The organism is Thermocrispum municipale DSM 44069 (assembly GCF_000427825.1).
GTDB classification, from domain to species: domain Bacteria; phylum Actinomycetota; class Actinomycetes; order Mycobacteriales; family Pseudonocardiaceae; genus Thermocrispum; species Thermocrispum municipale.
In genome coordinates this window covers 97,854-115,490 of sequence record NZ_KE386595.1, presented here as the reverse complement: position 1 = coordinate 115,490, position 17,637 = coordinate 97,854, and the positions used below count along the sequence as shown (strand labels likewise).

Here is a 17,637-nt window from a genome sequence, read left to right as displayed (position 1 = left end):
TCAACCTCCTCCCAACGCGTCCCGGCCGCGCTGCACGGCTTCGGCGAAGGCTTCGGGCACGCTCAGCGCACCTTCCTCGATCCGGCCGAGCGCCGCATCGAACCGGGGTCGCACCCTGGCATCGTCGACCCCGCGGAACGTGGGGCGCAGCGCGTCCGCCGCCGCGGCGTAGATCTTGCCGACCGGGGCGTTGGAGAAGTACCGGTCGCGACGGGATTGGATCTTCGGGTCGCGGTACACCGCGGGGCAGCTGGGCAGGATCCCGGTGGTGAGGAACGTACGCCGCTGTTGCTCCGGCGCGGTCAGCCACTCCGCCAGCTGGTACGCGGCGCGCGCGTGCTCGGTCTGCGCCGGTATCGCCAGGTAGGAGCCGCCGCGGTTACCGCTGCCGCCGGGCACCGCAGCGATGTCCCACTTGCCTTCGCCTTCGGGGCCGGCCGCGTTGCGGATCAGCGCGAGCATCCACGACGGGCAGGCCACCGTGGCCACCGAACCGGACCGGATCGCCGCGCTCCATTCCTGGGTGAACGGCTGCACGCCCGCGGTGAACCCGTTCGCGCCCAGCTCGCCTGCGATGGTGAAGGCATCCTTCAGCGGGGCGTTCTTCGCGGCGATGTAGGAGCCGTCGGCGGCGAAGTAGTTGCGATCCAGCTGGCTGACCATCGACTGGAACACGTTGGCCGCGGAGTCGGTGAAGTGCACGTCCTCGCCTGCCGTGGCCGCGAACCGCTCGGCCACGTCGGCGTAGTCGCGCCAGGTCCGCCACTGCCGGGAGACCGCGTCCCGCTCGGTGGGCAGGCCGGCGGCGGCGAACAGGTCCCGCCGGTAGCACATGGCCAGCCCGCCCATGTCCGTGCCGAGTCCGATGACTTTCTCACCGGCGAGGCCGGCCGACCATTTCCAGTCCACCCAGCGGTCGCTGAGCTTGTCGGCGCCGTAGGTGCGCAGGTCGACGAACTTGTCGGCGGACTGCCGCATGCGCGGCAGGTACTGCTCCTCGATCGCCACCACGTCCGGCGCTCCGCGACCGGTGCCCAGTGCGGTGGCCAGCGCCTTGTGGTGGCTGTCGAAGTCGGTGACGCGGGTGACGACGGTGATGCCGGGGTGGTCCCGCTCGAACGTCCGGACCAGCTCGCGGTAGCCGAACTCGCCGAACGTCGCGAGGGTGAGGCGAATGGTGCCCGAGCCGCCGAAACACCCGCTGGACAACAGCAGCACGACGGTCAGCACGGCCGCCAAGCGGCTGGAGCGGAGGTGTGAACTCATCGACGAGCCTCTCTCCCGCGGCGTGCCGAGAGCGAATTTTGCCACAGCACCCGCCCGGCGACCTCTCGCGCGCGTGCGCGCGTGCGCAGAAAGGTCCTTTCGGGCACGGCTGCGGTACCGACGATTTTCGCTTGCCGCCGCGCGCATCCCGCTCGGCGGGCGCGGCGTCATAGTGGTCGTCTTGGGTAGGCACGGGCGGGAAGGAGTTGGCGATGACCGCTTCGCCGCGAGGCCTCAGCCCACATCGCCTGCTGGCCGATCGGCTCGCCAGGCAGATCGAACTGCTGCAGCTGTCGGTGGATCAGCAGCGGGACGCGCAGGCGGGGGAGCGTTATCTGGACGTCCTGGCCGGGCTCACTCGCGGCGAGGAAGCGCTGCGCGCGTTGGAACGGGACGACATGCCCGCCTGTCTCGACCATCTGCGGGCCTCATTGGAGCTGCTTGAGCAGGCGAAACTCGACGGACTGACCGGACCCTTCATGACCACGTGAAGACGCGAACAGATTTCATGAAGGTCGTTCGCGGAAGCTGGGGTCGAGACCGACCGGACGGCTCCCGCGGAGGAATCATGAAGCGTCTGGCCCTGACGGTGTGTGCCGCTGACCCGTGGCGGCAGCGAGGCGTCATCCACCTCGTGTCCGGTGGTAAGGCGAACAAGACCGATCCCGAGCTGGTCGTCGTGCCGCCGTTGCGGCTCGCCGAGGCCGATGTCGCGGTGGTGGTCGCCGAGCGGGTGGACACCAAGACCAACGAGATGCTCGCCAAGATCGCCCAGTTCGGCAAGGCCCGCACCGTGCTGGTGCTCAACGACCTGGAGGGCCTCGATGTGCCGTCGGCGGTGCGCTACCGGGTGTTCACGGTGCTGCCCGCCGCCGGGCTGACCGGGGAAGAACTGCGGCAGGCCGTGCGCACCGCCGCGGCCGGTCCGTTGCCTCCCGAAGAGGAAACGGTGCGGCTGGTCGAACAGCTCGACCGGGTTTCGCGCGGTCTGCTGCAGCCTGGCGGGGAGAACGCGCCCCAGCTGACGCCGCGCGAGCGGGCGCTGCTGCGGTTGCTCGCCGAAGGCTGCGACACCGCCGAGATCGCCGCCAAACTGTGCTACTCCGAGCGCACGGTGAAGAACATCGTGCACGGCCTGCTGGAGCGGCTTAACCTGCGCAACCGCACGCACGCCGTGGCGTATGCGATGCGGGCCGGGGTGCTGTAGCGGCGACGTGGTGCGCGCCGCGGTGCGACGGCCGCCGGCCTGCGCGATGCGGTCACCGTCGGCACACGCGTTTCCGGGCTGGTGCGAATCTGGGGCCTACGCAGTGTGCGATCGGCCCGCGAAGCAGGAGGGCGTGGTAACCGCCGATACGCTGCGCGCAGACCGGCAGACGCCGCGACGGTCGACCTGCCCGTGCGGCGGACCGTCAGGACTTCGCAGCCGCCCGGGCTTCGGCGGGCGATGACGCCGCCAGCACCCGTTCGGCTCGCTCCCGGCACTGCTCGAGAGTGAGTTCGCGCAGCGCGGCCCGCACCGCGGGGATCGCGGTCGGCGCCATCGACAGGCTGGTGAACCCGAACCCGGCGAGCACCGGCGCCAGCAACGGGTCGGCCGCCGCCTCGCCACACAGGCTGACCGGCTTGTCCCGCCTGCGCAGCGCTTCCGCCACGCGGGCGATGAGCTGCAGCAATCCGGGCTGCCACGGGTCGAGCAGGTGCGCCACGTCGCCGAGCTGGCGGTCGGCGGCGAACGTGTACTGCGCCAGGTCGTTGGTGCCGATGCTGACGAAGTCCACCACGTCGGCGATCTCGTCGATCCGCAGCGCCGCCGCGGGCACCTCGATCATCACGCCGACACTGGGCAGACCATGGCTACGCGCCTGCTCGACGAACGCCGCGGCCTCCTCCGGCGTGGAGATCATCGGCGCCATGACCCGCACGTTCGCCGCGGTCTCCGCGGCCGCCGACGCGATCGCCGTGAGCTGGTCGGTCAACAGCTGCGGCTGCACCGACGCGGTGCGGTAACCCCGCACACCCAGCGCCGGGTTCGGCTCATCACCCAGCTGCACGAACGCCAGCGGCTTGTCCGAACCGGCGTCCAGCGTGCGGATCACCACGTCCCGCCCGGGCAGCGCCGCCAACAGCTTGCGGTAGGCGTCGCGCTGCTCGTCGACGGTCGGCGCGGCGGCCCGGTCGAGGAACAACACCTCGGTGCGGAACAACCCGACACCCTCGGCGTCCGAGTCGCCGGAGATGGCCTCCAGGTTGTCGACCGACCCGACGTTGGCCAGCAGCTGCACGCGGTGGCCGTCCGCGGTGCTACCCGGTCCACTGCTGCCCGCCAGCCGGGCGGCCAGGTCGGCGCGTTGCTGCTCGGCGGCCTGCACCTCGTCCTCCGACGGATGCCGGACGACCTCGGCCGTCTCGCCGACCTGCACACGCACGATCACCGTTTCACCGTCGGCGACATCGGCTGCTCCGGGGCAGCTGACTACGGCGGGGATACCCGCGGCCCGCGCGATGATCGCGCTGTGCCCGGTCGGCCCACCGCGTTCGGTCACGATGGCCAGCACCTTGTCGACCGGCAGCGTCGCGGTGTCCGCCGGAGCCAGGTCGCCGGCGAACAACACGTAGGCCTCGTCCGGGTCCTCCGGCTGCGGCAGCCCTGGCATGGCGACGCCGAGCAGCTTGGCGATCGTCCGGTTCGCCAGGTCCTCCAGGTCGCTGGCCCGCTCGGCCAGGTAGCCGCCCGCGGCCCGCATCATCTCCTGGGCTTGGCCGACCGCGATCCGCACCGCCCACGGCGCGGCCCGGCCCGCGTCGACGGCACGCTGCACCGAGGCACGCAGGCTCGGGTCCCGCGCCATCATCGCCTGCGCGGCCAGCACCCCAGCGGCTTCCCCGGAGGCTTGCGCGGCCGTGGCCTCCAGCGACTCCGCGACCTCGTCCAGCGCCTTCGTCGCCCGCTCCAGCTCGGCCGCGGCGTCGTCGACGGCCGGTTCGGTCGCGGGCAGTTCCGGCGGCGGCACCATCCGACGTGCCGGGCCCACCGCGAGACCGGGGCTGGCCGCCAGGCCGGTCAACACCCTTGGCTCCGTTGCGGTCACGGCTGCGCGGGCTCCTGCTTCGCGGCGGTCTCGGCGTCGGGGGCGTCCAGGTCGCGCGCGACCAGCTCGGCGAGCTGCCGCACCTCGCGTTCGGCCTGCTCCGCGTCGTCGGCGTCGGTGCTCAACACCACCTGGTCGCCGTGCTTGGCGCCCAGGCTCATCAGGCCGAGGATGCTGGCCGCGTCGACCGGGTCGGCGCCCGGCTTGGCGATGCGGATACCGACGCCGCGCTGGGCGGCCTCGGCTGCCGCGCCCGCGACGGCCGCCGCCGGGCGGGCATGCAGGCCGACCCGGGAGCCGACCGTGACCTCGAGCTGGAACGTGTTGCCGGCCATCGTCTATCCCTTCTTTCCCCTGTGTCGCTGTGCCGGACTCGCCGTCACGGCTCGACGGTCACCTTGATCGCCTTGCCGTCGGCCACGGTCTCGATCGCCTCGAGCACGCGGTCCAGCGGCAGCCGGTGGGTGATCAGGTCGGCCACCGGCACCTCGCCGCGGGCGATCAGCTCGAGCGCTCGCTTGTTGTGCGCCGGGCTGGAGCCGTTCGCGCCGACGATGGTCAGCTCGCGGTAGTGCACCAGGTTCGAGTCGCACGCGATGATCGGATTGTCCTTCGGCAGGCCGCCGAAGAAGCTGATCCGGCCGCGCCGGGCGACCATCTTCAGCGCGTCCTCCTGCGCCTTGCCGGACGCCGCGGCGGTGATCACCACGCTGGCCCCGCGGCCGTCGGTCAGCTTGAGCACCTCGTCGATCGGGTCGACCTCCGCCGGACAGATGGCCGCGTCCGGCTGCACCAGGTCGGCGGCCACCTTCAGCCGCTCGGCGTTCAGCTCCACCAGCGTCACGTGCTTGGCGCCGCGGGAACGGGCCAGGCGGACGTGCAGGCAGCCGATCGGGCCGGCGCCGACCACCACGACCGTGTCGCCCGCACCGACACCGGCCAGCTCCTGCCCGTTGAGCACGCAGGCCAGTGGCTCGGCCACCGACGCCTCGGCGAACGACAGGCCCTCCGGGATGCGGTTCAACCCGTCGACCTTCAGCACCTTGCGCGGCACGATCATGTACTCGGCGAAACCACCGTCGTAGTGGTAGCCCATCGACTCCTGGTTCGGGCAGATGGTCAACCAGCCCGCCCGGCACTCGACGCACTCGCCACACGGGATGGCCGCGATCACCTGCACACCGTCGCCGACCGACCATCCGGTGACGCCCTCACCGAGCTCCACGATCTCGCCTGCGATCTCGTGGCCGATGACGCGCGGCGGCACGATGTGGTGGTGGCCGTGCCGGGAGATCTTCACGTCGGTACCGCACGTCGAGCAGTTGCGCACGCGCAGCTTCACCTCGCCCGGGCCGGGGCTCGGCTCGGGTGCGTCCTCCAGCTTGATCTCGCCTGGCGCGTAGAACCGGGCGACCTTCATGCGTGTGCCTCCTGCTGATCGTTGCCCAACAGCGACAGGACCGTCGCCGCGTCGGTGGCGGTCCGCAGCGCGGCCGCCTTCTGTTCGTCCATCAACACCTTCGACAGCGCCGCCAGCACCTCGACGTGTTCTTCACCCGAGGCCGCGATCGCCACGCACAGGTGCACCGTCCCGGCGCCCCAGTCGATACCGTCGGGGTACTGGACGACCGCGAGCTGGGTTCGCTTGACGTACTGCCGCGCCTCGTTCGTGCCGTGCGGGATGGCCACCCCTTCGCCGACGAACGTGGACACGGCCTTCTCCCGCTCGTGCATCGCGGCGACGTACGGCTCCTCCACCGCGCCGAGGTCGACCAGCAGGCGTCCGCACTGCTCGATCGCCTCGGCCCGGTCTTTCGCGGTCGCGCCGAGCCGGATGGCTTCCGCGGACAGCGTGTCAGTACTCAAGGTCACCGCCGTCCCGGATCGCCTTCTGCAGCTTGTCGAACACCGGGTCGCCGAGGAACATCGTGAAGCCCAGCACCGGCTTGTCCGGCTTGACCGCCTTGGCGCGGGCGACCAGACCCTGCTGGCACAGCACCACGTCGGCGTCGTCCGGGATCTGGTTCACCGGCGCGTGCTGCACCTTCACCGAGTACGGCGCCAGTGCCGACGACAGCTGGCCGGCCAGCATGACGCTGCTGCCCATCCCGGCGTCGCACGCGACGATGACCTTCTTGATCGTGGAAGCGTCCAAAGTGCTCATCTGCGTTCCGTCCTTCTCCTCAGCGCTTGTCGTCGACCGGTCCGCCGGCCGCGACCTGTTCCTGCAATTCCCGAGCCTTCTCCGCGCGGCCGAAGCCCAGCAGTAGCGACGCCACGAGGAACGACACCAGCGTTGCCACCGCCACGCCCGCCAGCACGCCGAGGTGTCCACCCTTCGGCGTCACCGCCATGAGCGCGATGATGCTGCCGGGGGCCGGGGTGGCCGTGGTGCCCGCTTCGAACAGGAAGAACGTGAGCACGCCGGACGCGCCACCGGCGATCGCCGCCAGGATCAGCCGCGGCCGGGCGAGCACGTACGGGAAGTAGATCTCGTGGATGCCGCCGAAGAAGTGGATGATCATCGCGCCGGGGGCCGATGCGCGCATCATCCGCGGCCCGAACAGCAGGCAGGCGATCAGGATGCCCAGGCCGGGACCGGGGTTGGTCTCCATCAAAAAGTAGATGGACTTGCCGGTCTGGGCCGACTCGGAGACGCCGAGCTGGCTGAGCACGCCGTGGTTGATGGCGTTGTTGAGGAACAACACCTTGGCGGGCTCGATGATCAGCGACGCCAACGGCAGCAGGGCGTTGTCCACCAGGAACTGCACGCCGTCGCCCAGCCATCCGGTCAGCGTGCGGACGACCGGGCCGATCGCCAGCATGCCCGCCACGGCCAGCAACCCGCCGATGATGCCCGCGCTGAAGTTGTCCACCAGCATCCGGAACGACGACGAGGCGCGATGCCCGATCTTGGTGTCGAACAGCTTGATCAGCCAGCCACCGAGCGGGCCGACGATCATCGCGCCGAGGAACATCGGCACATCGCTGCCGACCGCGACACCCACGGTGGCCACCGCGCCGACCACGGCGCCGCGCTGGTCGTGCACCAGCTTGCCGCCGGTGTAGCCGATCAACACCGGGAGCAGGAACTTGATCATCGGGTCGACCAGCTGGGCCAGCGTCTCGTTCGGCCACCACCCGGTCGGGATGAACAACGCGGTGATCAGGCCCCATGCGATGAACGCGCCGATGTTCGGCATGACCATGCCGGCCAGGTTGCCGCCGAACCGTTGGATCGCGGTCTTGGCGCGGGACATTCTGCTTTCCGCCGGCTGATCGGCCGGTGTCGGCGACGTCGCCTCATCTGCTCGAGTCATGGTGTCTCCTGCGGTGGGTGGGCGAGCAGTTAGTTGTGGTCGACCAGGAGCCGGTCGGCCGCGATCGAGGGGTGGATGGTCACCACGTCGGTGGTGACGTCGTCCGGTGTGGGCATGCGGGTGCCGGGCAGCGACACGGCCGCGGCGGCCCACGCCAGTGCTTCGGTCAGCGCCTGCGGCCCGGTGCCGCCGCCTGCCAGGAACCCGGCGAGCATCGCGTCACCGGCGCCGACCGAACTGCGCGGCACCGCTTTTGCTTCGCCGTGCCACGCCGCGCCGCCCGGCTCGACCAGGACGGCGCCGTCCGGGCCTAGGCTCGCCAGTACCGAGCCCGCGCCCGCGTCCTGCAACATCCGCGCCGCCGCCACCGCGTCGCCGAGGGTGAGCACCTCGCGACCGGTCGCCTCCTGCAGCTCGGATCGGTTCGGCTTGATCAGGTCCGGGCCTTCGGCGATGGCGGCGGACAGCGCGGGGCCACTGGTGTCGACCGCGATCTTCACGTCGTGTGCGCGCAGTTGGCGCACCAGTGAGCCGTAGTACTCGTGGGGCACGCCTTCCGGCACGCTCCCGGCGACGACCACCCAGCCCGCGCTGGAGAGCTGGCTGATGACGCCGTCTTGGATCTGCGCGAGCTCGTCGGCGCTCAACGCCGCGCCACGTTCGTTGATCTTGGTGAGCGTGCCGTCCGGCTCGACGACGCTGATGTTCGACCGGGTGGGGTGGGCGACCGAGATCAGCACCGAGCGGACGTCGTCCGCCTCCAGCATGGCGGCCAGGTGCTGGCCCTCGGCGCCGCCGACCGCCACCACCGCGCACGACGAGATGCGGTGCGCCGACAGCGCCCTGGTGACGTTGATGCCCTTGCCGCCCGCTTCGACGTGACCTCCGGTCGCGCGGATCAGCGCGCCGCGCTTGAGGCTGGCGACCTCGACCGTGCGGTCGACGCTCGGGTTCAGGGTGACCGTCAGGATCGTGCCTTCCGCCCGACCCGGACCGCGTCGCGACCGAACCGCTGCCCCTTCTCCCACGCTGCCTCCTCCGGTCTCGCGGTTCGTGGGTGGACCGACCGTAGCACCGGAAATCTGTGTTTACAAGGTTTTTCCATAGTTTTATGTTGGATTAGCTTGCTTCGCTTTGAAATCCCAGGTAGGGCACTGTTTGTCGGCGGCAGGCCGTCTCCCTGTACCCGGCATGTCGCGGTTGAACGGTTCAGTGATCCCACGTAAACTCACAAAACCTCACGCGTAATCACAGGTGGTGCTGCATGTATGCCGAGGAACGACAACAGCTGATCCTCGAGCGGGCGCGCAGTCAAGGCAGAGTCGACGTGACCGCCCTGGCGCAGGAGTTCGACGTGACGACCGAGACCGTCCGCCGGGATCTGACCGCGTTGGAGCGCCATGGCCTGGTGCGCCGCGTGCACGGTGGCGCCATCCCGGTCGAGCGGCTGGGGTTCGAGCCCGCGGTGGCGGCCAAGGACACCGTGATGACCGAGGAGAAGGAGCGCATCGCCAAAGCGGCGCTCGCCGAGGTCCCGCCGGGGGGAGCGATCCTGCTCGACGCAGGCACGACCACCGCGCGGCTGGCCAACATCCTGCCCGCGGACCGCGAGCTGACCGTGGTCACCCACTCGCTGATCATCGCCTCGACGTTGAGCACGCGCCGGAACCTGACGTTGATGTTGGTCGGTGGCCGGCTGCGGGGCCGGACCATGGCGATGGTGGACAGCTGGGCGCTGCACGCGCTGCAGGAGACGTTCGTCGACGTGGCGTTCATCGCCACCAACGGGCTGTCGGTGGAGCGCGGGTTGACCACGCCGGACACTGCGGAGGCGATGGTGAAGCGGGCGGCCATCACGGCCGCGCGCCGGGTGGTGCTGCTGGCCGACCACACCAAGGTCGGCAACGACCACTTCGCCCGGTTCGGCGAACTGAGCCAGGTGGACACGTTCATCACCGACAGCGGCATCGACGACGGAGCAGCCGCCGAGATCGAGGCGGCAGGGCCACGGGTCGTCCAGGCCTGAGTCGGGAGGTTCCCGGCTCCGCGCGCAGCAGTTCCGCGGCACCCCGGACAGCGAGCGGCCCGCCGAGGTGTTTCTCGGCGGGCCGCTGGCATCGGTCGAGCGGTCCTACCGCACCGTGAAGTCGGCCTTCTTCTCGCCGACCACGATCTGATAGGCGCCAGGGGCCACCTTCTTCGGGCCCTGGCCGGTGATGTCACCGGAGGTCACCGCCAGGCGAGAAACCGGGACCTCGACCTCGACCTGCTTGCTCTGGCCCGCCTTCAGCGCCACCCGGGTGTAGCCGACCAGCTGCTTGTCCGGGAACAGCACGTCGCTGGACGGCCGAGCCGCGTACACCGGAACCACCAGCACGCCGTCGCGCTTACCGGTGTTGCTCACCGGCACGGTGACGGTCAACGTGCGCTTCGGCCCCACCACGGTGTCGCTCAGCTTCGGCCGGCCGGTTTCGAACGTGGTGTACGACAGACCGGCGCCGAACGGGTAGGCGACGTGGTAACTGGACTCCGGACCGGAGTTCGGGCCGGGCAGCTGCTGGTAGTGCAGCGGGTCGTTGCCCAGCGACTTCGGCCACGACACCGGCAGCCTGCCGCTCGGGTTGACCTTGCCGAACAGCACGTCGGCGATCGCATGCCCGCCCTCGGTGCCCGGCAACCAGCCCATCAGCAGCGCGTCCGGGTCGGCCGCCTTGCCGAGCACCAGCGGACGCCCGGCCAGCACGACCTCGATCACCGGAGTCCCGGTGGCCTTCAGCCGCTGCACCAACTTCTGCTGGTCGGCGGCCAGCGCGGGACGTGGCGCGTCGGACTCGCCTTCCGCGCCCGGCTTCTCGCCGACCACCACGACCACCGCGTCGGCGCCCTTGCCCTGCTGGACGGCCTTGTCCGGATCGGCGACGTAGTCGACCTTGGTGCCCGCCGGGGCGTTCTTCTTCAGGCCCTGCGCCACCGTCGTACCCGGAACCTCGACACCTTCGGGCACGCCCTGCCAGCCGATGGACCAGCCGCCCAGCTGGTTGGGCAGGTTGTTCGCGCTGGGGCCGGTCACCACGATCTTGCGGTCGGAGTTGGTCAGCGGCAGTGCGTTGTTCTCGTTGCGCAGCAGTACGGCGGACTCGGCAGCGGCCTTGCGGGCCAGCTTCTTGTCCGCGCCGAGGACGATCTTGTCCGCCTTGGCCGGGTCGACGTAGGGGTCGTCGAACAGGCCGAGCTTGAACTTCAGCGCCAGCACGCGGCCCGCCGCCTCGTTCAACCGCTTGCGCGAGATCAGCCCCTTCTTGATCGCGGACATCAGGGCCGGGTGGAACTCCCGGTCGTCCGGCGGGAGCATCGCGACGTCGACCCCAGCGTTGATCACCTTGGCGACCGCCTCGGTGTAGTCGGCGGCGGCCCGGTACTTGGTGACCAGGTACTCCACGTCGTCCCAGTCGCTGATCACCACACCGTCGAAACCCCACTGTTTGCGCAGCACGTCGGTGAGCAGGTACTTCGAGGTGTGCGCCGGGACGCCGTTGATCGCGCCGGAGTTGACCATGACGGTGTCGGCGCCCGCGTCGACCGCCTTCTTGTAGGCAGGCAGGATGGTGTCCTGCAGGTAGCGCAGCGACATGTCGCCCGGGACGCGGTCGTGGCCGTTGAGCGGCTGCGAGTAGCCGGCGAAGTGCTTCACCGTCGCGGCGACCTGGCGGCCGCTCGTGCCGTCCTCGGTGCCCTTGACTGTGCTCGCGGCCAGGTCGCCGGCCAGCAGCGGGTCCTCCGAGTACGTCTCGTAGTAGCGGCCCCAGCGGTGATCCCGGGCGATGTCGGCGACGGGGGAGAAGTTCCACACCGTGCCCGTCGCAGCAGTTGCGCGCTGCGTGGCGCGGGCGACGTCACCGACCAGCTTCGGGTTCCATGTCGCCCCGAGGCCGATCTGCTGCTGGAACATGGTCGCGCCGAGCACGTTGTTGTGACCGTGCACCGCGTCGACGCCGTAGATGATCGGGATGCCCAGCCGCGAGTTCTTGATGGCGTAGCGCTGGATCGCGTTGGTCAGCTTCGCCCACTCCTTGGGCGTGTTCTTCGCGGGCGTCATGCCGCCACCGGACAGGACGGAACCGGCGTGCTGGTCGGCGAGAACCTCCTTCATGCACTCGGTGTTCAGCTCGCCGCCGCTCCACTGGCAGTCGCCCTGCATCCGGGCGACCGCGATCTGCTGCAGCTGACCCGCCTTCTCCTCGGTGTTCATCCGGCCGAGCAGGTCGGCGACCCTGGCTGCGATCGGTTTGCTGCTGTCCTGGTAGACCGGCGGCGCGCTTGCCGAGCTGATCGGCCCGGTGAGCACGGTGGCCGTGGCGGCGAAACCGATGATCAGGGCAAGGGGTGACCGCCACCGCCTGCGGCCGGACCCGTGGGGAAAACGCATGGGTGTCCCTTCGTTTTCGAATCCATCCCGCTGGTCGCGGGGTGGAAGGCACGCTGAGAAATTGCCAGGGACGCTAGAAATTCCGCGCGCGCGGGGCAATCGCGGTCGCACGGTTCACCCACAAGACTGCCCAGCTGGCCCGAGCATGCGGGACGAAACGGGCAAGCTTCGCTCGCTGGTTGCGCCGGGCGGGTGAAACAGGCGGCGGTGACCGCTACTCAGAAGCGGAGCGCGGTGCTCGTCGGTTCCGACGTGCTCGGTGCCGGGTCGTCGTCCTTGATTCTCGTCGGCCGGCCGTCGAGGCCGTCGTCAGGCCGTGACGTGACGAACTTCCCGCGGTGCTCGCTCACCCGGACTTGGGTTCGATCAAGGCCAACCGCGAGCGGATCCGCCGCTCCAGGAAGTCGATCATGGCCGCGTCGAACGTACTGTTGTCGTCTCCCGCCACCATGTGGTGCGCGTCGTCGATGTTGCAGAACTCGGCGTGCGGCACCAGGCGCAGGAAGTGCCGCGCGTCGTCCATGCTCAACACATCGGACTGGCCGCCCCTGATCAGCAGCGTCGGAACGCGCAGGGTGCGAGCCGCCGCGCCGAGCCTGGCCGGGTCGTGCAAGGTGTCCCGTTGCACCGGCCAGTCGTCCGGGCCGGCCAAGAAACGCGGATCCCAGTGCCAGTAATAGCGCCCGTCGACCTGGCGCAGGTTCTTCCGGAGTCCGTCCAGTTTGCGTGGCCGCGGGCGGTGCGGAAGGTAGCGCGCGATGGCGTCCGCGACCTCCTCCAGCGAGGCGAACCCGTCGGGATTGGCGGTCATGAACTCCCGGATCCGGGTCGTCCCTTCCGGTTGCAGGAACGGCGAGACGTCCACCAGAACCAGGCCGAGTGCCAGCTGCGGCCAGTCGCCCAGCGCCGCCAGCGCGGACAGTCCACCCAGGGACGCGCCCACCAGCACCGGTTGCCTGCCGACGTGATCGACGATCGCCGACACGTCCGCGGCGAAGCGGTCCAGGTTGTAGACGCCGTCGGGCGACCACTCGCTCTCCCCGTGCCCGCGCAGATCGACCGCCAGCACGTGCCAGCCTGCCGCGCTGAGTTGCCTGCCGGTTTCGCGCCAGGAGTGCCGGGTTTGCCCGCCGCCGTGCAGCAGGACCACCGGTGGGTGTTGTGGGTCGCCGAACGCGTCGGCCGCGAGCCGGACGTCACCTGCGTCGATGGTCACCGAATGCGTCGCCATAAGGCCACACAGTAGCGGCCTATGTGAACGACTGTTCGCAGCAGCCTGCCGCGTCGTCAGTCAACTACGGCTTGCGCAGGACACCGCCGTACTCGTAAATCTGCAGGTTCCGCTTCGCGGCGCCCTCATACGGCTCCAGCTGCGGCGGCACCGGGTCGAGCGGCGGCTGATTCGGATCCGGGCGCCAGTCCCTGATGTTCACCAGGCCCGGCTCCACCGGTTCGAGTCCTTCCATCAGCTTGGCGAACTCGGCGGGCGTGCGGGTCTGCCACGGGATGCCTGCCGCGTTGAACGACTCACTCATCTTCGCGCCGACGGCCGGGTCGTCCGACGCGACCTGGGTCACCGCCAGGTAGCTGCCGGACACCGCGAGGTCGTCGATGATGTGTCGCAGCGCGTAGTGAGCGCCCTTGCCTACGTCGTCGACGTCCTTGAGGTGGTGGCCGATGGACAGGAACAGGATGGCCACCGGCCGGGAGAAGTCGATCAGGCGCTTGGTGTCCGGATGCTCCAGCACCGCCTCGGGCTCGCGGAAATCGGCGGTGATGACCGTGGTGGCGTCGTTGTCCGCCAGCAGGGCGCGGCCGTGTGCCAGCACGATCGGGTCGTTGTCCACGTAGACGACGCGGGCCCGCGGGTTGAACCGTTGCGCGACCTGGTGCACGTTCTGGTTCGTCGGCAGCCCGCAACCGAGGTCGATGAACTGTTCGATGCCGGCCTCCTCGGTCAGGAAGCGCACTGCGCGGTAGAGGAACTGCCGGTTCTGGCGGGCGACGTCCAACGCCTCCGGGAAGGCCTCCAGCGTTTTGAGTGCGAACTCCCGGTCGATGGCAAAGTTGTCCTTGCTCCCCAACAGCCAGCCGTAGGCGCGCGCGGCCGTCGGCCGGTCGAACGGGATCGGAGTGTCCGCATGTTGTTGCGTCGTCATCTGCGCCGTTGTCCCCCGAACTGCAGCTGCGTCCGATGCGGTGATGACCTTAGTCGAGAAGAGGATTCTTCTTCGAGGCTGCCATTGTGGACTGTTACGATCGCAAGATCAACTACAAATGCAAGTGCATCCGCAATGGCATGTCGGTGGGAAGGAGTTGACCATGCCGGAGCAATCGAACCGTGCCGCAGTGGACGGCCTGGCCTGGCGGAAGAGCTCGCGCAGCAACCCGAGCGGGAACTGTGTGGAAGTGGCCCCGACGAGCGAAGGCGAGATCGCCGTGCGCAATTCGCGCCACCAGGACGGGCCGGTGTTGTTCTACACGAAGGCGGAGATTGCCGCGTTCATCCAGGGCGTGAAGGACGGGGAGTTCGACGACCTGATTGTGTGACCCGAGTTCAGCACCATTCGGTGTGGGTTGCCGGGTAAGCGGGGGATCATGGCACACTGTGTGCGATCTGGATAAGGGGTCGTGTTCATGATTCTCGCCCAACCGGACGATCACAGCGAAGCACGTGGTGCCGAACCGGTGTCACTGGCGGCTGCGGGCGGTGGCCCCACCGTCCTGCGCATCGCGCTCGGCGGGCAGCTGCGGAGGTTGCGGGAAGCCGCGGGCATCTCCCGCGAGGAAGCAGGCGAGGCCATTCGCGGCTCGCACTCCAAGATCAGCAGGCTGGAGTGTGGCCGCGTCGGGTTCAAGCAGCGCGACGTCCGCGACCTGCTGGAGTTGTACGGGGTCACCGACCCGCAGCAGCAGGAGGCCTTCCTCGAGCTGGCCAAGCGGGCCAACGAGCGCGGCTGGTGGCATCGTTACGACGAGTGGCTGCCGTCGTGGTTCGAGACCTACATCGGGCTCGAGCAGGCCGCCAAGATCATTCGATGTTACGAGGCGTAGTTCGTGCCCGGACTGCTGCAGACGCCGGAGTACGCCCGCGCGGTGATCCGGATGGAGTACGCCAACGAGGACGCCGAAGAGGTCGAGGAGCGCCTCGCGCTGCGCATGCGCAGGCAGCAGATCCTGGACCGGAAGGACGACCCGACGAACTTGTGGGCAGTGATCGACGAGGCCGTGCTGCGCAGGCCGATCGGTGGCGTCGCGGTGCAGCGCGGACAGATCGAGCACCTGCTGGAAATATCCAAGCGGTCCAACGTGACGGTGCAGGTGCTGCCGTTCTCGGTCGGCGGGCACGCGGCCTCCGGTGGGCCGTTCTCGATTCTGCGGTTCCCCGAGTCCGAGCTGCCGGACGTGGTGTATCTCGAGCAGCTGACCAGCGCGCTGTACCTGGACAAGCGGCAGGACCTCGAGCGCTACCTCGCGGTGATGGACCGGGTGTCGGTGCAGGCGCTCGACCCGCGCCGGACGCGGCAGCTGCTGTCGGAGATGCTGCAGGAGCTGTGACGGCCTAGTCCTCGAAGACGCTGCCGAAGCCTTCGTCGTCGGACTCCGGTCGGGTGGCCGTACGCGCCGGCGCCCGTTCGGCGGCGAACCGGCGGCGGTACTGCTCGGCCACCGACTCCGCCGCCTCCTGGTCGTCCGGCATGTGCTCGTGAACCAGATCCAGCACCTGTTCTTGCGCACTGGCTTGCGCGCGGCGCATCGCGGTCATGATCTCCGTCGCCAGCTCGTGCCCGGTGACGTGCCGGTGCCCGTCACGGATCTGGATGTCGGTGACCAGGCCGGCATGATCGGTGGTGACCCGGACGATGCCGCGCGGCGATTCGCCCGTCACCGACACCGTGGTCATGTCCGTGGCAAGCTCGCGGTACGCGCGCTGGCGCTGTTCGAGGCGAGCCGCCCACTCGTCGATCTGCTGCTCGCGTTCGCTCGCCGTGGTCATCGCCGCCGTGCCCCTTGAGTCCCGCCTAGGCTGGATGTCCGCCAGCTTAGGACAGCAAGGAGTGACGTGGGCGTGACCGACGGCGTTTCCCGCACCGACATGACCGGCCGCGTCGTGCTGATCACCGGCGCCAACACCGGGATCGGCCGCGCGACCGCGATGCAGCTCGCCGAACAAGGCGCCGAGCTCTACCTGGCCTGCCGGACCGCGGAACGAACTCGTCCGGTGGTCGAGGAGATCACCGAGGCGACCGGCCGTAAGCCGCACTACCTCCAGCTCGACCTGGGGGATCTCGAGTCGGTACGGGAGTGCGCGCAGACGTTCCTCGCCGAGCGCAAGCCGCTGCACGTCCTGCTCAACAATGCCGGCGTCGGCGGCCGGCGAGGCAGCACGGCAAGCGGATTCGAGCTGGCGTTCGGCATCAACCACGTCGGCCACTTCTTGTTGACCGAGCTGCTGCGGGACAAGCTCGTCGAGAGCGCGCCCGCCCGCGTGGTCACCGTGGCGAGCACGGTGCACTTCAACGCCCGTGGAATCGACTTCGAGGCGGTGCGCAAGCCGACCGCCAGCCGTACCGGTCTGCCCGAGTACGCGGTGTCCAAGCTGGCGAACGTGTTGTTCACCCAGGAGCTGGCCAGGCGACTCGAGGGCACGGGTGTGACCACCTACGCGGTCCATCCGGGCGCGGTCGCGTCCGACGTGTGGCGTGGGGTGCCGTGGCCGATCCGGCCGCTCATCAAGCTGTTCATGCGCTCGACCGAGGAAGGCGCGGCGACCTCGGTGTACTGCGCCACCGCGCCGGAGTTGGCCACGGAGACCGGTGGCTACTACGACGACTGCGCGGCGAAGGAACCCAGCAAGTACGCGACGCGTGAGTTGGCCGCGGAGTTGTGGCGGCGCAGCGAGGAGTGGGTCGCCGACTACCGCTGAGTCCCTCCACTGTGGACCCCCGGAGAGGACTGCCAGGCACTTTCGTGGTGTGGACAGAGCCGGTGACCGGTGGCACGGTGATCTCGTGACCGACCTGAACGCCACCTCCGCCGCCGTGCTCGGACTGCTGCACGACGGCCCGGCAACGGGCGGCGAGTTGGTAGCGGCCGCCCGGAAGCGATACGGCGCCTTCTTCAGCGTCACTCGTAGCCAGGTCTACCGGGAGCTACCGCAGCTGGCCAACGCGGGACTGGTGCGCCCGGGCAAGCGGGGTGCGCGAGCCAGCCAGCAGTACGTGATCACCCCGGCCGGCCGCAGCGCGTTCAAGCAGTGGCTCAAGTCCGCCTCCGGGGCGGATCACGTGCGCAGCACCATGCTGCTGCGGTTGATCAACGCCGACCGGTTGACCGAACGGCAGCGGACCGCGCTGATCGAGGAGATTCGCCTGCACTACCAGGAGGCCCTCGCCGAGGCCAGGTCCGCGGCCAGGACGGCACGAACGGCCGGCGACGAGACCGCGCGCGCGGTGGCCGCGTTCGCCCAGGCGCACGCCACCGCGGCGCTCAAGCTGGTGGACGCACTCAGCTCCGACCCGCCCCGGTAACC

The 17,637-nt window shown here is 69.6% G+C and carries 20 protein-coding genes; 8 read left to right on the top strand and 12 right to left on the bottom strand.

What is annotated here, in order from left to right; translation table 11 throughout:
- Positions 1-1,266, bottom strand: coding sequence for an extracellular solute-binding protein (locus YWM_RS0121170; protein WP_028852364.1), 1,266 nt, complete (start codon positions 1,264-1,266; stop codon positions 1-3).
- 212 nt (positions 1,267-1,478) lie between these two features.
- Here YWM_RS0121170 and YWM_RS0121165 point away from each other — a divergent pair, with 212 nt between their 5' ends.
- The gene (locus YWM_RS0121165; RefSeq protein WP_028852363.1) at positions 1,479-1,757 is read left to right on the top strand and encodes a hypothetical protein; all 279 of its coding nucleotides are present in this window, start codon (positions 1,479-1,481) and stop codon (positions 1,755-1,757) included.
- A gap of 77 nt (positions 1,758-1,834) precedes the next feature.
- Positions 1,835-2,473, top strand: coding sequence for a LuxR C-terminal-related transcriptional regulator (locus YWM_RS0121160; protein ID WP_084612586.1), 639 nt, complete (start codon positions 1,835-1,837; stop codon positions 2,471-2,473).
- 205 nt (positions 2,474-2,678) lie between these two features.
- Here the strand turns inward: YWM_RS0121160 and ptsP are convergent, their stop codons facing one another.
- From ptsP to pfkB, 7 genes are read right to left on the bottom strand one after another with little or no spacing between them, the layout of a single operon-like run.
- A complete protein-coding gene (gene ptsP / locus YWM_RS0121155) occupies positions 2,679-4,358 on the bottom strand; it encodes a phosphoenolpyruvate--protein phosphotransferase (protein ID WP_028852361.1) in 1,680 nt (559 codons plus the stop codon).
- Positions 4,355-4,693, bottom strand: coding sequence for an HPr family phosphocarrier protein (locus YWM_RS24930; RefSeq protein ID WP_052345364.1), 339 nt, complete (start codon positions 4,691-4,693; stop codon positions 4,355-4,357). Before YWM_RS24930 ends, ptsP begins: the two co-directional genes overlap by 4 nt.
- 44 nt (positions 4,694-4,737) lie before the next feature.
- Positions 4,738-5,778, bottom strand: coding sequence for a zinc-dependent dehydrogenase (locus YWM_RS0121145; RefSeq protein ID WP_028852360.1), 1,041 nt, complete (start codon positions 5,776-5,778; stop codon positions 4,738-4,740).
- A complete protein-coding gene (locus YWM_RS0121140; protein WP_211232544.1) occupies positions 5,775-6,230 on the bottom strand; it encodes a PTS mannitol transporter subunit IIA in 456 nt (151 codons plus the stop codon). The genes YWM_RS0121145 and YWM_RS0121140 overlap by 4 nt, the downstream gene beginning before the upstream one ends.
- Positions 6,214-6,522 (bottom strand): PTS sugar transporter subunit IIBC family protein, encoded by a 309-nt coding sequence (locus tag YWM_RS27005; RefSeq protein WP_028852358.1) that lies wholly within the window; start codon positions 6,520-6,522, stop codon positions 6,214-6,216. The genes YWM_RS0121140 and YWM_RS27005 overlap by 17 nt, the downstream gene beginning before the upstream one ends.
- Positions 6,523-6,541: 19 nt before the next feature.
- Complete coding sequence (mtlA, locus tag YWM_RS0121130; protein ID WP_084612585.1) at positions 6,542-7,678, bottom strand: mannitol-specific PTS transporter subunit IIC; 1,137 nt, start codon at positions 7,676-7,678, stop codon at positions 6,542-6,544.
- Between the two features lie 29 nt (positions 7,679-7,707).
- Complete coding sequence (gene pfkB, locus YWM_RS0121125; RefSeq protein ID WP_245566126.1) at positions 7,708-8,706, bottom strand: 1-phosphofructokinase; 999 nt, start codon at positions 8,704-8,706, stop codon at positions 7,708-7,710.
- A 236-nt stretch (positions 8,707-8,942) separates the two neighbouring features.
- Here pfkB and YWM_RS0121120 point away from each other — a divergent pair, with 236 nt between their 5' ends.
- Positions 8,943-9,704, top strand: coding sequence for a DeoR/GlpR family DNA-binding transcription regulator (locus YWM_RS0121120; RefSeq protein ID WP_028852355.1), 762 nt, complete (start codon positions 8,943-8,945; stop codon positions 9,702-9,704).
- 105 nt (positions 9,705-9,809) lie between these two features.
- Here the strand turns inward: YWM_RS0121120 and YWM_RS0121115 are convergent, their stop codons facing one another.
- From YWM_RS0121115 to YWM_RS0121100, 3 genes are all read right to left on the bottom strand, one after another.
- Positions 9,810-12,104: a glycoside hydrolase family 3 N-terminal domain-containing protein gene (locus YWM_RS0121115; protein ID WP_084612584.1), complete on the bottom strand. Its 2,295-nt coding sequence runs from the start codon at positions 12,102-12,104 to the stop codon at positions 9,810-9,812.
- A gap of 346 nt (positions 12,105-12,450) precedes the next feature.
- Positions 12,451-13,335: an alpha/beta fold hydrolase gene (locus YWM_RS0121105; RefSeq protein ID WP_028852353.1), complete on the bottom strand. Its 885-nt coding sequence runs from the start codon at positions 13,333-13,335 to the stop codon at positions 12,451-12,453.
- 64 nt (positions 13,336-13,399) lie between these two features.
- Complete coding sequence (locus YWM_RS0121100; RefSeq protein ID WP_028852352.1) at positions 13,400-14,263, bottom strand: SAM-dependent methyltransferase; 864 nt, start codon at positions 14,261-14,263, stop codon at positions 13,400-13,402.
- 163 nt (positions 14,264-14,426) lie between these two features.
- Between YWM_RS0121100 and YWM_RS0121095 the strand changes: the two genes are divergently transcribed.
- The 3 genes from YWM_RS0121095 to YWM_RS27120 all read left to right on the top strand — a co-directional run bounded on the left by YWM_RS0121095 (position 14,427) and on the right by YWM_RS27120 (position 15,662).
- Complete coding sequence (locus YWM_RS0121095) at positions 14,427-14,654, top strand: DUF397 domain-containing protein (protein ID WP_028852351.1); 228 nt, start codon at positions 14,427-14,429, stop codon at positions 14,652-14,654.
- Between the two features lie 87 nt (positions 14,655-14,741).
- Positions 14,742-15,158: a helix-turn-helix domain-containing protein gene (locus tag YWM_RS27125; RefSeq protein ID WP_342664961.1), complete on the top strand. Its 417-nt coding sequence runs from the start codon at positions 14,742-14,744 to the stop codon at positions 15,156-15,158.
- Positions 15,159-15,161: 3 nt separating this feature from the next.
- Positions 15,162-15,662, top strand: a complete 501-nt coding sequence (locus tag YWM_RS27120) for a DUF5753 domain-containing protein (RefSeq protein ID WP_342664960.1) — start codon at positions 15,162-15,164, stop codon at positions 15,660-15,662.
- A 4-nt stretch (positions 15,663-15,666) separates the two neighbouring features.
- Here the strand turns inward: YWM_RS27120 and YWM_RS0121085 are convergent, their stop codons facing one another.
- Positions 15,667-16,101: a YbaB/EbfC family nucleoid-associated protein gene (locus YWM_RS0121085; protein ID WP_028852350.1), complete on the bottom strand. Its 435-nt coding sequence runs from the start codon at positions 16,099-16,101 to the stop codon at positions 15,667-15,669.
- Positions 16,102-16,173: 72 nt separating this feature from the next.
- Here YWM_RS0121085 and YWM_RS0121080 point away from each other — a divergent pair, with 72 nt between their 5' ends.
- Positions 16,174-17,031: an SDR family oxidoreductase gene (locus tag YWM_RS0121080; RefSeq protein ID WP_156914883.1), complete on the top strand. Its 858-nt coding sequence runs from the start codon at positions 16,174-16,176 to the stop codon at positions 17,029-17,031.
- A 94-nt stretch (positions 17,032-17,125) separates the two neighbouring features.
- Entirely contained in the window at positions 17,126-17,635 is a 510-nt protein-coding gene (locus YWM_RS0121075) for a PadR family transcriptional regulator (protein WP_043662147.1), read from the top strand.
- Positions 17,636-17,637 lie beyond the last annotated feature (2 nt).